This is a genomic window from Photobacterium sp. DNB23_23_1 (assembly GCF_052873815.1).
Genome location: NZ_JBNNXT010000016.1, coordinates 94,553 through 108,701, shown reverse-complemented (window position 1 = coordinate 108,701; position 14,149 = coordinate 94,553). Strand labels below are relative to the sequence as shown.

Below are 14,149 nucleotides of genomic sequence, written 5' to 3'. Positions count from 1 at the left end.
GTGGCCAAAGGGATCAGACTGTAAATCTGACGGCTCTGCCTTCGATGGTTCGAATCCATCTCCCTCCACCATCATTTCAAAGCCAGTAGCTTAAGCTACTGGCTTTTTTCATGCCTAAATCTGCATGATACCAATCTACATAAATATTTGAACAACGACTTATCCAGATTGGTATTAACCCTTGGTTCCTCCTTAGCCATCAAAATCACATTCAAACTCTGCCCTTATTTGGCTAAAAGTCTCATGTATGCCTAAAATTCAATTCGTAGCATATGACTTGGAATAGGGAAATGCCAAAAAATACAAGCCCGTCAGGAAGACAAGCGTTCCCCCTGCATGCGGTGAAAGCCTTGATTGTTGACGATCAGCGCCTTTCTACCACCATGCTCAAGTCTATTTTGCTACAAATCGGGTTAAATCATGTAGACACTGCGCTTAGCTATAAACAAGCCATGCAGCATTGCGAACATCATTCGTTTGATGTCCTGCTCATTGATTATCACCTCGAAGGCCCATTTACGGGAACCGAACTAATTAACTTGCTTCGCCGGAAAAGGCTCATTTCCCCCTACTGCGGCATTATTATGATTTCAGGCGATAACTCTGCCGAGGTAATATTAACCAGTATGTCGGTAGAGCCTGACAGCTTCATGACCAAACCAATCACTTCCGACATAGTCAAAGACAAACTGATAACAACACTTTATGAGTGTGCAGTTCGCACCCCCGTCTATAAGGCACTGATAAACCAAGACCGACAAAAAGCGATTATCCAATGTAAAAAGCAATTGATACATGCTGGCTACCACCACAAGCTCGAAGGGCTGCTGCTCGATTTAATGCTCGAAGACGGCCAATGGCTTCAAGCCGAGAAATACGCCAATATATTAAAAAAGCATCACCCATCACCAAAACTAAGCCTAATTCTGGCCAAGATACTGCACCATAATAACCAGCTCAAAGCTGCAATCCATTTACTTGAATGCCAACTTCAGCAATCACCTCTTCATATTGAGCTATACGATTACCTTGCCAATTACCAAGAGCAGGACAAAGCGTATTACGATGCGCTGAACAGCGCCCAGAAAGCACTCAAGCTCACACCGAGCATTAGCTACCGCGCCCTTCGAGTCGCGCAACTGGCTGCCGATCTCGACCGAGTTGAAGAGGTCATCAAAGCCGGGCATAGTTTGGCAAATCATCTGCCGATTATCGATGTCGAATGGATCATCTGCCTAGCAGAGTATATGGCTATTTTCGAACAGGTCTATTTTAACCAGCCGTCACTGATTCAGCGCCAGCAACTCAAACTCGAACTACAAAAAATCAACAATCGCGCTCATTATAGAGTGTTGGCAGCACAAAAACCCTTTTTAACCACTTACAGTCATGTCATCACGAGCAGATTGTTACTGGGTAATGCTCAGCCCCTGAAGGCCAAGCGGCGGTTGTTGCTGGGGCTCTCATATTTTTTCAACAAGATCCCAAAGCTACCATCGGTGGTGTTGGCAGACACCCTCCCCCTACTGGTGCATTTCGGCGAAACACAATTGATCAGCAGCGTGATGCAGGCAATTGAAAAGCGAAATCGCTTTGATGGCCACAGCCAAAACCGGCTCAACGATATCAAGCAGCAAAGCCACCTTGCCGAAAGGATCAAACAACTAGAAAGCCAATTAAAAGCGGCTTATCAAATGTTGCAAACCTCACCGGAACAAGCTTTTTTCTACTACCAGAATATTGTCCATGAATACCCATTTTGCAGTGAAGCCAACCTTGGCTACCTGCAATGTATGCTGGATCTCAACACGGGCAGTGATAAGGATATAAGAAGCAATATGAAAGCCATCACCTACATGCCTCTGCCCGGAGATTTAGAAGCCTGGCGCAAGCAAATCTTAGAGGGGATGACCAGCAAACGGGCCTCGCCTCACCTGCATAAAATGGCACTCACCTACCAAAAACAAACCCAACGTTTTCTTGAGGTAGAAAGCGCTGGGTAGGCATTTGGATGTCTTTATTCAGAGACTGTTATCTCAGGCTAGCACGGCCGTGTGGCGACAATAAATCCAGCTCAGGCCCTTTAGGAACAATACCTGTCGGGTTAATCATGTTATGGCTGAAGTAATAGTGCCGCTTGATATGGTACAGGTCGACAGTATCAGCGATGGCCGGATACTGATAAAGCTCTTTCAGATAACCCTGAATGCTGGGGTAATCAGCAATGCGTTTGAGGTTACATTTAAAATGGCCAACATACGCCGCATCAAACCGTACCAAGGTGGTGAACAATCGCCAGTCTGCTTCAGTCAGTGTGTTTCCTACCAAATATCGGCTTGCCGCCAAATGGCTCTCAAGTCTATCTAGTGCACTGAACAGGTTATCAAAGGCCTCTTCGTACGCCTCTTGGGTGGTGGCAAAACCGCAGCGATATACCCCGTTATTGATGTTGGGGTAAATAAATTCGTTCCACTGCTCAATTTCCTGACGCAAAGCATGAGGATAGAAGTCCTGCTGATTGCCCGTGATGTCATTGAAAGCATCATTGAACATCCGGATTATCTCAGACGACTCATTGCTGACAATGGTTTCTGTTTTCTTATCCCAAAGCACAGGTACTGTAACCCTACCGGTATAATCACTCTTAGCCTGGGTATAAATTTGATGCAGGCATTCAAAACCATACAGGGGATCAGGCTGGGAAAACTCCCAACCTTTGGTTTGCATATCTGGACTAACAACCGTGACGCCAATGTGCGGTGCCAACCCTTTCAGGGCATGGAAAATTAGGGTGCGGTGCGCCCACGGGCAAGCAAGCGAAATAAAAAGGTGGTAGCGGCCAGATTCAGCCTTAAATCCGATTTCCCCATTGGGTCCAGCACCGCCGTCGACAGTCAACCAATTGCGAAATCCCGCATCCTCGCGGATAAACTCGCCCTTGCTTTGTTCGGTGTCATACCAAACATCGTGCCAAACACCTTTTACCAACTTGCCCATCAGCCACTCCTCGCTTTAATCGTCTATGTCTTTTTTCAATCACGCATAGCTATCAACTATGTCTCGATTATAAGGAGCGGGTTACAAGATGTCCGGAGGCTGAAACTGAACAAGATCATCAATTTCCTTGAACAACTTCACCCTTTAGCCGGGAAAATTACTTGCGTAAAAACTTGTTATAGGCAAACAATAAGATTAATGCCCCGAACGTTGCCGTGATCAAGCTACCGATATTCACCCCAGTTGCCGCGCCAAGGCCGATAAATGAACCAACCCAGCCTCCGACAAAAGCCCCCGCAATCCCCAGCCCAATAGTTGCCAACCAACCACCACCATCATCACCCGGCATTAACCACTTCGCCAATGCGCCAGCAATCAAACCCAAGATGATCCACGAAATAAATCCCATACTTTACCCTCGCTATCAGTTGTTTGAATGGTACCTAATTGAGCTTAGACAAGGTCGTTTAATATCGATATATCCTCCACCATAAATCGGGGAGTTGTTTGAATGCTTCACCTTTCTCGAGCACATCATTGATTGCGGATAAAGTGCAGCAGATCGCACCTTATTGCACTAACCTTAAGAGCCATACGGCTTATTCATCTAAAGCCTTCCCAGCATGAGGACGATGTATATGTTGAACAAACTGACTATTGGCTTTTTTATACTCTTGGCATCACTACTCACTGGCTGCGGTGAGCCCACACCACCGGCTTCCTCTCCTGAAGCCGCAACAGAAGCTGAGAGCGGTATGGAAGAAATGCATGACAATGAAGAAGCGGAAACGATGGAGGAAACGGAAGAGCATGACGATTCCGACATGCCTGAGGAGCAAGAGATTGAAAACTCAGAAGATGACGATTACTAATCCTTGACCGAATACTCTTTACATGTGTACACCTCCAGCAAAGTAGGCGGGCTATTTCCAATGGTCATTTACCTTAAACAACCCACAAGGTAAAGCTCTGGCACCGTCCTCTTAGGTTCACACTCCCGAAGGTTGAGCAAATTGATTCGACCTTTGGGAAGCATGCTTGCCTCCATATTCTCCTAGCCCTTTATCGCCAGTTATTATGAGCCATTAATTTTATGTCAGCTGTTGCTCTCAGTTCGAGTAGTAGCTGTACTTTATCGCGCATAGAGCAGCCAATTGACGAGAAATGATGGTAATATCAACCCATTACTATAATACCAACCGACATAAGTATTTGATCAATCTTGCTGGCTAAAATCGCTGTTAGCTGCGTTAGAGGTTTTGTAATTAGAGCCACTAGTTACTACAACCTCCACCTTGATAACAACAATTTTTCCTGTGCAATCTATAGATCAACTACTTATCCAGATTGGTATAACTCTTGGATCTGAGCAAAATCAGCCAGATGTAGCGTTTGCATCAGCAACCAATACAATCAAGGACATCAAAATCAATGAAAGTCATTTCCTTCAATATCAACGGCCTTCGTGCCCGCCTTCACCAACTGCAAGCTTTGATCGACAAACACCAGCCAGATGTGATCGGCTTGCAAGAAATCAAGGTCCATGACGAAGCTTTCCCGATCGAAGATGTCGAGGCCATGGGTTATAAGGTCTACCACCACGGCCAGAAAGCCCACTACGGCGTGGCAATGCTGTGCAAGCAAACGCCCATTGAAGTACGCAAAGGCTTCCCGACCGATGATGAAGACGCCCAGCGCCGCATGATCATGGCAACATTCGAGCAGGAAGATGGCCGCAAGGTAACGGTATTGAACGGCTACTTCCCACAGGGCGACAACATCAGCCACGAAACCAAATTCCCGGCCAAAGAGAAATTCTACGCCGACCTGATGACGTACCTCAACGATCACCACAACAACGATGAAGAAGTGATTGTAATGGGTGATATCAACATCAGCTCAATTGACCTAGATATAGGTATCGGCCCAGCCAACGCCAAGCGCTGGCTAAAAACCGGCAAGTGTTCGTTCCAGCCTATTGAGCGCGAATGGCTTAATACCTTGCTCGACTGGGGTTTTGTTGACACCTTCCGCCAACTTCATCCAGATGTTGACGACCAGTTCTCGTGGTTCGACTATCGCTCAAAAGGCTTCGTGGATAACCGGGGCCTACGCATCGACGTTATTCTGGCAACGCCTACACTGGCTGAGCGCTGCATTGCAGCGGGTATCGACTACGAACTTCGTGGTATCGAAAAACCATCTGACCACGCGCCTATTTGGTCAACCTTCCAGTAAGGCTAAGTCATACACATAAAATCAGTGAGTGAAATGATTTTTCCTCACTGGCAATTCCAATGCACAAGTTGACTCACAAGGAAAGAAGATGAAACTATTTGTATTTGATCACTGCCCTTTCTGTATCAAAGCCATGATGGTGGCGGGCCTGAAGAGGGCTGATATTGAACTGGTCTACCTGCAGAACCATGACGTAGATGCACGTATCGACAAAGTCGGTGCTAACCTCGTACCTATATTGCAAAAAGAAGACGGCAGCTACATGGCCGAAAGCTTGGATATCGCTGCTTATATCGACGCCCTTGATGGCAACCCGATATTGGCAACCGGCAGCAACGACGACAACATCAGCACTTGGTCGAATGTTGCCCGTCCATTCAGCAGCCGCTTACTATACCCGCGCTGGATGAAAGTCGAACTGCCGGAATTTCAATGTGAAGAAGCCAAGGCATGGTTCACCAAAAACAAGGCAGCAATGATTGAGCAAGATTTTGATGATGCCTTTAGCAAGACTGAAGCGTATTTGGCCGAGCTCAATGACTCCTTCGCGCTGCTATCATGGCTGCTGTTACCGTCTGAGCGCAACAATGTCCTGAGCTATGACGACGTCAACCTGTTCCCGTCACTGCGCAACCTGACGGTAGTCAAAGGCATTCAGTTCCCCAACCGCATCCGCCAGTACATCGATGAGGTAGCAGCGCTGACCGCTATAACACTATACGACGATATTGCAGTGTAATACCTGTCTTAAAAAAGCCCAGCCAATTGATATTGGCTGGGCTTTTCTTTTCACAATCGACTACCACTACGACAATGGCCGCATATGTCTCATCCAACGTCCCTCTAGCTTGCGGAACCCCCATAGGATGATAAACGTCAGTATCATATAAAACATACCGGCGAACAGGTAAGACTCAAACGGTGCGTAGTAGCGGGAGTTGACAATTTTTGCCGCCCCAGTGAGATCGACAATCGTCACGATACCAGCCACAGCCGAGCCATGGAGCATGAAAATAACTTCGTTACTGTAAGCTGGCAAAGCACGTCGCAGCGAGCTTGGCAAAATGATCCGGCGGAAAGCCTGAGCGGGACTCATACCATACGCCTTGGCGGCTTCAATTTCGCCTTTCGGCATACTGTTAATCGAACCACGGACAATCTCTGCAGTATAGGCTGCGGTATTGAGCACAAAAGCCACCAGCGCACAGAACCACGCCTCCTGCCACATCGTGCCTTGCACATTGATCAATTGACTCAAGCCGTAGTAAATCAAATACAGCTGGATCAGCAACGGGGTGCCACGGAAAAAATAGATAAATGCCCAGGCCGGAAGATAAATCAATGGCATCTTGCTGTTACGAGCGATCCCTACCGGAATCGCAATCACCAAGCCAATCACCAAGGCAGCGGCCACTAACCATACCGTGGTATACAACCCTTGCAAATAAATCGGCCACGAGTCAGTCAGAATACTAAAGTCCATACCTACCTCGTGTGAATACTAAATCGACGCTCAGCCCACTTTAGGCCAGTGGTCGAGAGCGAAGTAAAGAGAAGGAAAATAACCGCCACTGACATATAAAATGTAAATGGCATCTGGGTTGTCCCTGCCGCCAGCGCGCCTTTGCGCACCATATCATCAAGCCCAATTACGGATACAAGAGCCGTAGTTTTCAGAAGTACCAGCCAGTTGTTGCCAAACCCCGGCAAGGCATGGCGAACCATCTGCGGTAACAGGATACGACGAAAAGAAAGGAAACCACTCATACCGTAGGCTTTACCGGCCTCGAGCTCCCCTTTATCGACAGCCATAATCGCGCCACGGAAAGTCTCTGCCATGTAAGCACCGAAGATAAAACCAATCGTTAAGATCCCTGCTATAAACGGGCTGATCTCAATATAATCGGGTAGATAAGCGGTCCACTCATGGTTTGGATCCGAAGACGTAAAATAACCATTGATAAATTCATTGATCCGGTAGAGGCTATCGTTAAGCAACATCTGGCCACCAAAGAAGATCAGCATCATCAATACCAGATCGGGAATGCCACGGATCACTGTGGTATAGAATGTGGCAATGGCCCGCACCCAGCGATAAGGCGATATCTTTGCCAACGCGCCCAGCATGCCCAGAACCATCGCCAACACCAGTGATAACAAAGCGACTTGCAGGGTAAGCCATGCCCCTTCCACCAGTGACCATTCATAACCTTTCAAATCAATCAAAAGGAAGCTCCTTCTTACAGCTTAGGAGAGTGATCCTGAAGGGGCTTGCCATCAGGATCACAGCACAATTTCTACTGATTATTCACCGTAAACATCGTAAGCAAAGTACTTCGATGCGATCTGCTGATAAATTCCTTTCTCACGGAGTGACTTGATAGCTTCATCAAGCTGCTTGGTCAGATCTTTATCTTGCTTGCGAACGGCAATACCAAAACCATCACCGAACCATTTAGGATCAGTCAGAGACGGACCGATAAACTCATAACCGTCACCACCCGGCTTGTTTAACAAGCCTTCTTCAAGTGCAGAGGCATCACCCAGCACAGTGGCAATACGGCCAGCTTTCAGGTCAAGGTATGCGTCGTCAAATGAGCCGTAGCGAACAATCTCAACTGAACCATCAAAATTATCGCTTAGGTATTTGTCATGAGTTGTTGCCCGCTGGACACCCACTTTAACGCCTTTAAGGCCTTCTTTGGTGAAGTCGATATCAGTCCCTTTCTTGGCAACAAACTTGTTAGGAATAAGGGCATACTTGCCAGTAAAGTCGATACGCTTCTTACGCTCTTCGGTAATAGACATAGCCGCGATAATGGCATCGTACTTACGCGCCAGCAGTGATGGAATAATGCCATCCCAGTCTTGGGCTACGATTTTACATTCGGCTTCCAACTCTTTACACAGCGCGTTGGCCATATCCACATCGAAACCACGTAGCTCGCCATTTGGCTCGGTCCAGCTAAACGGAGGGTAAGCACCTTCAATGCCGAAACGCACCGTTTTCCACTCCTTTGCCTGTACCGCTGTGGTACCCAATGCTGTCACTACGGCTGCTGCCAAAATCCATTTTTTCATTATTTACTCCTGCTGTACTTTTAGTCTTGTTGTATTGCACTTCACTTGTGGCCCTTAGTCTCGATGGTTTCCTATCCCCAAACAGGTCCCCTTGGGTCACTCGATGCTATATGAGTTACATGTTGCATACTTGCTTAATAAATCGATGAAATAAACTGCTGGAGACGTTCCGACTCAGGGTTCGAAAATAGCTTTTCTGGATCGCCCTGCTCCTCCACTTTCCCCTGATGCAGGAACATCACCTGATTAGATACATCACGAGCGAAGGCCATCTCGTGGGTAACCACCAGCATGGTTCGGCCTTCTTGTGCTAAGTCTTGCATTACCCCCAACACTTCACCCACCAACTCAGGGTCAAGGGCTGATGTCGGTTCATCGAATAGCATGACCTCAGGGTCTACCGCCAGTGCCCGTGCAATCGCAGCACGTTGCTGCTGTCCACCCGATAAATGACCTGGGTAATAATTACGGCGCTCATAAAGGCCAACCTTTTTCAATAAAGCTTCACCACGCTCAATCGCCTCGGCTTTAGGCACCCCCAACACATGCACTGGGGCCTCGATAACATTGCCCAGCACAGTCATATGTGACCAGAGGTTAAAGCCTTGGAAGACCATCGCAAGGCGAGATCGAATGCGTTGTACTTGTTTTTCATCAACGGGAAGAAATTCTCCCTGTCGATTATTTTTCATTTTAATCAGTTCACCGTTAACCCAGATCTCGCCCTGAGTCGGTGTTTCGAGTAGATTGATACAACGCAGAAAAGTACTCTTCCCCGAACCGGAAGAGCCAATAATCGAAATTACATCACCACGGTGGGCCGTTAACGATATTCCTTTCAGGACTTCGTTCTGACCAAAAGACTTATGCAAATCCCTTACATCAAGCGCCACTTCACCTGCCATGTGCGCCAACTCCTGTTACTCCGTGAATTACCATATCCCTTCACTGTATCTGTTAATGAGTGGGATCTCGCTGCCTAAAAAAGGCAAAACATTACCTGCTTTGCGAACACTTTCATCGACGGTATCACTAGAAATAAAGTTTGGCAACATTTCATTAACCAGCACAAAGAAAGAATAACCAGTCACATTTTAAGAATAAAACAGCGACTAACGTATATTTCACCGACATTGAACTATTTATCAGCATGCGGTAATTTAAGTGGGAAAATACATAGCCGGGCTAAATATGTTTGATAAATCAATAATTACAGCAAATCCAACACAGTCGACGTGCTACGTATACAGCCTGTTACTGCTTGTTTTTAGCACATTTTTTCCGTTTAACTATTCACATGCATCCCAGCCACAATCTGTAACAATTCTGACCATAGTGCCCGAGTATAAAGATTCGATAACTGCCAACTTTAATCCCTTCTCCAAAGCAAGCATGCCTACGACGCATGAATTCATATTTGAGCCCTTGGTTATCTTCAACACACTGCAAAACAACAAGCCTGAGTACCGTCTGGCAACAGGATACCAACTTGACAAGGATTTAATGGGGATCAGTTTTTCGCTTCGTGAAGGGGTGACCTGGTCAGATGGAAAACCATTCAGTGCTGATGACGTCATTTTTTCGTTTTCCATTGCGCTTAAATATCCAGAACTTGACTCACACGGCATTAGGCAGTGGGTGAAATCCATCGAAAAGCGCAGCGAACACGAGGTACATTTCCGACTAAAAAAGCCTAATGCCCTCGTTGCCTATACCCTTGTTCTTCTTCCTATCGTGCCAAAGCACCAGTGGCAATTGGTGGACAATTTTGCCCAATTCACCAATTCAGACCCAGTAGGCTCTGGCCCTTTTACCGATATACAGGCACTGGATGAAAACGGCTACTTACAGTGTGCTAATCCCGCCTATTGGCAAGCAGATAGACTCAACATCGACTGTTTACGCTACCCTAAAGTCACCACCAACGATGATTTCATTTCCAGAATTTCTAAGGGCGAATTCGACTGGACGGGCAGCTTCATTCCCGATATTGAGCGCCACTACGCGTCCTACTCACCAGACTTTAAGTACTGGCTACCACCCGCGAGCAACGTCAACTTGATGTTTAACTTCAAGGTTGCCGATCCTGATGTGCGTGATCTGTTCAGCCGCGTTGAATTTCGCCGTGCTATCTCAATGACTTTGCAGCGCCAGCTATTGATCGACATTGCCGCCTTCGGACAGGGTGAGCCACCCCGATATGCCTCAGGGATGAGTGAACGCTTCAGCTCCTGGGCAGACCCTATCATCGCCGAAAAATACCGACCATACGTCTCCTATAATCCAATGCTGGCAAAAGATTTATTTGATCGAGTCAACCTAATCGACAGCAATGGCGACGGGTGGCGTGAACTACCGGGAGGCAAGCCATTGGCACTGACTATCATTACGCCAAAGGGTTGGTCTGATTTTAATACGACCGCTCAGTTGATCAGTGAAATGTTACGCCAAGCCGGGATCAAGGTAGCTTCTGTTCAGGCTGACTTCCTAGAGTTCAACGACCGACTCGCCCGTGCAGACTACCAGTTGGCGATCACTAACTATCCGCAGGGACCGACCCCATTCAAATACTTTGATATGGCGTTCAACAGCAACTATCAGGCCCCTCACTACCCGCGCTATGCAATGCACTATTATCAAAACCCACGGGTCGATAAGCTACTGACACAATTTCCAATCGCGACAACCAACCAGCAACGTCACCAAATCATCCGTGAACTCAACCAGATCATTGCCAACCAGCAAGTCACTGTTCCGCTTTACAACACTGTTGAGTTCTACCAGTACAATACCCGTCGTTTCGAAGGCTGGTTTACCGAGGAGAACCCAGTTGCCAGTCCGTTGATCTGGCCACAAGCGCCCGAGCGCCTGCTGCATGTACTCTCCTTGAGACCTAAAAAACAGGTGTCCGAGCCTGAGTAATACAAGTTTGATTAAAATGCCGCATCAAAAAAGCGAGCCAGAAGGCTCGCTTTTCTTCGGTGGGATGCACCCTTACACCATTGCAGCACCTGCAAACAGCAGCACAACAGTAACAACCAACACCATAACGACAAACGGCATCACCCATTTAAGGAAGCGCTCGTAAGGGATTTTCGCCAACGCCAAACCAGCAACCAAGTGACCAGCCGTTGGCGCGAAGATGTTAATCCAACCACTCGCAGACTGGTAAGCTGTGATAATCAAATCACGGCCGATACCCGAGAAGTCTGCCAGCGGTGCCATTAGCGGCATAGATACTGTCGCCAAGCCTGAGGTCGATGGAATGAAGAAGCTCAGGACAATATGGACGAAGTAAGTCACGACCACAAAGACACCGGATGACAGGCCGGTCACCACACCTTCCGCCCAGTTAAGAATAGTATCGATGATCACACCGTTATCCATCACCACATAGATACCACGGGCAACAGCGACCACGAGTGCAACACCGATCAGATCTTTAGCCCCTTCGATAAAGGTCCTGATGAAGTCCCCTTCAGGCATACGGTTGATGATCGCAATCAAGATTGCTGACGCCAAAAACAGGGTCGACAGTTCATCGAACCACCACCACAGGGTTGGAATCGCGGTAATCCCCATGTCTTCCCATGGAATAACACCGTAGATCATCACCAAGAAAGCACCGAAGAAGATCCCCATGGTCCACTTCTGCTTAGTGGTGAACTCGCCGGTATCTTCACTCACATGGGAAAATTCGTCGTTAAACTCAATATCCGCCAGCACCGAGTTGGCTTTATCCGCTTTAACCTTCGAGGCATAACGCATTACGTACCAGGATGCCAACACAATCAAAATGGCGAGTTGCACCACACGAAGTACGATACCGTCACCGATTGGCAAGCCAGCGAAACCTGAAGCAATACCGGTCGCAAATGGGTTCACCGTCGAAGCCAAGACCCCGACCCCGGAGCCCAACAGGATGATCCCAGCAGCTACCATGCGGTCGTAGCCCGCCACTGCCATGACAGGCAGGATCACCGCCCAGAAGGCCACGGTTTCTTCCGCCATCCCATAGGTAGAACCACCGAGTGCAAACAAGGTGATCAATACCGGGATCATCATCTGTTCACGGCCACGGAACTTACGGACAATCGCAGCCACACCGGAGTCCATCGCACCGGTGCGCATGGTCACGGCAAGGAAACCACCGATCACCAATACAAACAGCGCAACATCAACCGCCTTGTGGAAGCCCTTTATCGGGGCCATCAGGATATCAATGAATCCCTGTGGCGATGACTCCAGTTCTTGGTAGGTACCGGGAATAGGAAGTAACCGCTCACCGCCGTCGTAATCCAGCACTTCAGCCGCCGGGATCACCACATCGGTCCCATTGACGATGTAATCATACTTACCCGCTGGCATGATCCATGTCAGCAAGGCAACAAGGGCAATAATGGAAAAAAGGATGGTATAAACAGTCGGCATTTTGAAATAACGTTTCATTTTGCCAGCCTCTATAGTCGTGGTCATAGCTTTACTCCCTGCAGCTGATAAATCGCGTTGGCATACACATTCATGGCTTTGAGCATGTCATCAATAATCAAATATTCATTCGGCATGTGCTCTACTTTGTCGCGGCCAGGGAAAATCGCCCCATAGGCCACACAATTTGGTATCGCACGGGCATACGTTGCCCCACCGGATGTCATCGGCTCGCTGTCCATATCTCCGCTGATTTCTTGGTAAGCCTTCATCAGCGTTTGGATCACCGGGCTTTCTGCAGGCATATACAAGGAAGGTAGCACATCAAATTCCTCGTAGCGCAAACCATACTGCTCAGCCACCGCCTGAATATCATTATCGAAGTCGTTTTTTTCGAATGAAACCGGCACTCGGATATCAATCCCGAGCTTGCTTGCCTGCTCGCTGAGTTCAAGCTGGGCAACGTTGAAGGTCAAGCGGCCACTGACATCCTCGAGCGGGCCGAAAATCTCTTTGGCATTGGCATCTTCACCTACCTGCTCGGCAACAAATTTGATCACAGGGTGCGTCACCCCAATACGGCTTAGTGCCAAACACAGGCGGGCAATCGCGTTGACCCCTTTGGTATCGCTGGCAGCAGAGTGCGCGGCCTTGCCAAACACCGTGACTTCAGCATCTTCTGCGGTAAAGTCATAGCCCAGCTCATCAAGCTTGGCGGCTAATTCATCCCATAACGGACCTTCATATTTGGCCAGTTCCGGCACTGCATTCAGGGCACCACCACAATCAAGCGACAGCAGATCATCGCCCGGGCCATGAAGCCAAGATTGGATCAGCATTTTTTCAGCATGAATTAGCGGGAAGGCAGAGTCTGGCGTGAAGCCGCAGCTTGGCACTTCTTCTTTTGCTAAATAGCGGTCGATACAGCGCCACAAGGTTTCTTCATCGGTGCCAAAAATGAAGCGGATGCGTTTATTCAACACCACACCGCTATCAATCAGGGCTTTTACTGCATAAATAGCAGCCAGCGCTGGCCCTTTGTCGTCTTGGGTTCCGCGGCCATATAAACGACCGTCGCGGATTTCCGGGCTAAACGGATCAGAATGCCAAGCCGACATATCACCGGTTGGTACCACATCCAAATGGCCCAACACCCCTATCATTTGCTCGCCATCACCGATCTCGGCATAGCCGTAATATCCTTTGTGATCCTTATAGATGGCAAACCCAAGGTCATGGCATAACTTCAGTGTTTCATCCAGGCAGTCGTCAATAGGCTTGCCAAACGGCTTACCACTATCATCCTCCTGATACACACTGGGTATCGCCACCAATCGCGTCACTGCGGCAATATAGTCATCACGCAGCGCGTCGATATTTGATGCTATTGTTGCTTTCATCGTAT

13 protein-coding genes are annotated in these 14,149 nt (G+C 48.0%); 5 read left to right on the top strand and 8 right to left on the bottom strand.

Features of this window, described 5'->3' with window-relative positions:
* Positions 1-290 precede the first annotated feature (290 nt).
* Positions 291-2,003, top strand: a complete 1,713-nt coding sequence (locus ACVA53_RS12420; protein ID WP_446505278.1) for a response regulator — start codon at positions 291-293, stop codon at positions 2,001-2,003.
* A gap of 28 nt (positions 2,004-2,031) precedes the next feature.
* Here the strand turns inward: ACVA53_RS12420 and ACVA53_RS12415 are convergent, their stop codons facing one another.
* Together ACVA53_RS12415 and ACVA53_RS12410 are read right to left on the bottom strand one after the other, a co-directional pair.
* Complete coding sequence (locus ACVA53_RS12415) at positions 2,032-2,997, bottom strand: glutathione S-transferase family protein (protein WP_446505277.1); 966 nt, start codon at positions 2,995-2,997, stop codon at positions 2,032-2,034.
* A 157-nt stretch (positions 2,998-3,154) separates the two neighbouring features.
* Positions 3,155-3,406, bottom strand: a complete 252-nt coding sequence (locus ACVA53_RS12410) for a GlsB/YeaQ/YmgE family stress response membrane protein (protein ID WP_255041066.1) — start codon at positions 3,404-3,406, stop codon at positions 3,155-3,157.
* Between the two features lie 229 nt (positions 3,407-3,635).
* Between ACVA53_RS12410 and ACVA53_RS12405 the strand changes: the two genes are divergently transcribed.
* The 3 genes from ACVA53_RS12405 (at position 3,636) to grxB (ending at position 5,974) form a co-directional block, all read left to right on the top strand.
* Entirely contained in the window at positions 3,636-3,869 is a 234-nt protein-coding gene (locus ACVA53_RS12405) for a hypothetical protein (protein ID WP_255041065.1), read from the top strand.
* A 559-nt stretch (positions 3,870-4,428) separates the two neighbouring features.
* On the top strand, positions 4,429-5,235 hold the full coding sequence (xthA, locus tag ACVA53_RS12400; protein ID WP_446505276.1) for an exodeoxyribonuclease III: 807 nt from the start codon (positions 4,429-4,431) through the stop codon (positions 5,233-5,235).
* Positions 5,236-5,323: 88 nt separating this feature from the next.
* The gene (grxB, locus tag ACVA53_RS12395) at positions 5,324-5,974 is read left to right on the top strand and encodes a glutaredoxin 2 (protein WP_255041063.1); all 651 of its coding nucleotides are present in this window, start codon (positions 5,324-5,326) and stop codon (positions 5,972-5,974) included.
* A 66-nt stretch (positions 5,975-6,040) separates the two neighbouring features.
* On the opposite strand, the gene ACVA53_RS12390 is transcribed toward grxB, so the two are convergent.
* The 4 genes from ACVA53_RS12390 to ACVA53_RS12375 form a co-directional block, all read right to left on the bottom strand.
* Complete coding sequence (locus tag ACVA53_RS12390; RefSeq protein WP_255041062.1) at positions 6,041-6,718, bottom strand: ABC transporter permease; 678 nt, start codon at positions 6,716-6,718, stop codon at positions 6,041-6,043.
* A 2-nt stretch (positions 6,719-6,720) separates the two neighbouring features.
* Positions 6,721-7,461, bottom strand: a complete 741-nt coding sequence (locus tag ACVA53_RS12385; RefSeq protein ID WP_255041061.1) for an ABC transporter permease — start codon at positions 7,459-7,461, stop codon at positions 6,721-6,723.
* A 78-nt stretch (positions 7,462-7,539) separates the two neighbouring features.
* Entirely contained in the window at positions 7,540-8,316 is a 777-nt protein-coding gene (locus ACVA53_RS12380) for an ABC transporter substrate-binding protein (protein WP_255041060.1), read from the bottom strand.
* A gap of 134 nt (positions 8,317-8,450) precedes the next feature.
* Positions 8,451-9,221, bottom strand: coding sequence for an ABC transporter ATP-binding protein (locus tag ACVA53_RS12375; RefSeq protein WP_255041059.1), 771 nt, complete (start codon positions 9,219-9,221; stop codon positions 8,451-8,453).
* Between the two features lie 487 nt (positions 9,222-9,708).
* On the opposite strand from ACVA53_RS12375, the gene ACVA53_RS12370 reads away from it, so the two are divergent.
* Positions 9,709-11,238, top strand: coding sequence for an ABC transporter substrate-binding protein (locus ACVA53_RS12370; RefSeq protein WP_446505275.1), 1,530 nt, complete (start codon positions 9,709-9,711; stop codon positions 11,236-11,238).
* A gap of 72 nt (positions 11,239-11,310) precedes the next feature.
* Here the strand turns inward: ACVA53_RS12370 and ACVA53_RS12365 are convergent, their stop codons facing one another.
* Together ACVA53_RS12365 and ACVA53_RS12360 are read right to left on the bottom strand one after the other, a co-directional pair.
* A complete protein-coding gene (locus tag ACVA53_RS12365; protein WP_446505274.1) occupies positions 11,311-12,792 on the bottom strand; it encodes a YfcC family protein in 1,482 nt (493 codons plus the stop codon).
* Positions 12,789-14,144: a M20 family metallopeptidase gene (locus ACVA53_RS12360; protein ID WP_446505273.1), complete on the bottom strand. Its 1,356-nt coding sequence runs from the start codon at positions 14,142-14,144 to the stop codon at positions 12,789-12,791. The genes ACVA53_RS12365 and ACVA53_RS12360 overlap by 4 nt, the downstream gene beginning before the upstream one ends.
* Positions 14,145-14,149: the final 5 nt, after the last annotated feature.

Coding starts and splice junctions, on each gene's coding strand:
- ACVA53_RS12420 (WP_446505278.1), top strand. CDS start 291: ATGCCAAAAAATACAAGCCCGTCAGGAAGACAAGCGTTCCCCCTGCAT.
- ACVA53_RS12415 (WP_446505277.1), bottom strand. CDS start 2,997: ATGGGCAAGTTGGTAAAAGGTGTTTGGCACGATGTTTGGTATGACACC.
- ACVA53_RS12410 (WP_255041066.1), bottom strand. CDS start 3,406: ATGGGATTTATTTCGTGGATCATCTTGGGTTTGATTGCTGGCGCATTG.
- ACVA53_RS12405 (WP_255041065.1), top strand. CDS start 3,636: ATGTTGAACAAACTGACTATTGGCTTTTTTATACTCTTGGCATCACTA.
- xthA (WP_446505276.1), top strand. CDS start 4,429: ATGAAAGTCATTTCCTTCAATATCAACGGCCTTCGTGCCCGCCTTCAC.
- grxB (WP_255041063.1), top strand. CDS start 5,324: ATGAAACTATTTGTATTTGATCACTGCCCTTTCTGTATCAAAGCCATG.
- ACVA53_RS12390 (WP_255041062.1), bottom strand. CDS start 6,718: ATGGACTTTAGTATTCTGACTGACTCGTGGCCGATTTATTTGCAAGGG.
- ACVA53_RS12380 (WP_255041060.1), bottom strand. CDS start 8,316: ATGAAAAAATGGATTTTGGCAGCAGCCGTAGTGACAGCATTGGGTACC.
- ACVA53_RS12375 (WP_255041059.1), bottom strand. CDS start 9,221: ATGGCAGGTGAAGTGGCGCTTGATGTAAGGGATTTGCATAAGTCTTTT.
- ACVA53_RS12370 (WP_446505275.1), top strand. CDS start 9,709: ATGCCTACGACGCATGAATTCATATTTGAGCCCTTGGTTATCTTCAAC.
- ACVA53_RS12365 (WP_446505274.1), bottom strand. CDS start 12,792: ATGACCACGACTATAGAGGCTGGCAAAATGAAACGTTATTTCAAAATG.
- ACVA53_RS12360 (WP_446505273.1), bottom strand. CDS start 14,144: ATGAAAGCAACAATAGCATCAAATATCGACGCGCTGCGTGATGACTAT.